The sequence below is a fragment of the Allobosea massiliensis genome (genome assembly GCF_042655245.1).
In the GTDB taxonomy this organism is placed as follows: domain Bacteria; phylum Pseudomonadota; class Alphaproteobacteria; order Rhizobiales; family Beijerinckiaceae; genus Allobosea; species Allobosea massiliensis.
Window position 1 is genome coordinate 1 of sequence record NZ_JBHSLU010000165.1, and the last position, 319, is coordinate 319.

Here is a 319-nt window from a genome sequence, read left to right on the forward strand (position 1 = left end):
CGGCGATCCCGTCGTCGCGACGGCCATCCTCGATCGGCTGCTTCACCACAGCCATGTCATCACCATCCGTGGAGACAGCTATCGGCTCCGCGAAAAGCGTTGCAGCGGCCTTTTGCAAAAGGCCGCTGCGACGCCGCAATCCGCAACCGCCTAAAGGCAATCGGCATGGGGGTCAGTTCTTCATGACGCAAAGGGGTCAGTTCCGAATGTCGCTGGACATCTGGCTTGCGAGGGTGACTGAACGATGATGGCGAACCGGTCGGACCGGGATCGGCCAAAGCCCAAGAAACGATGCGAACCTTCGAGTTCGTCCATTTGT

The 319-nt window shown here is 59.6% G+C and carries 1 protein-coding gene; it reads left to right on the plus strand.

Annotation, left to right across the window (positions count from 1 at the left end; genetic code table 11):
- Positions 1–154 (plus strand): ATP-binding protein (locus tag ACFPN9_RS30005; protein WP_377818176.1); only part of this gene is annotated, 154 nt, incomplete at its 5' end.
- Positions 155–319: the final 165 nt, after the last annotated feature.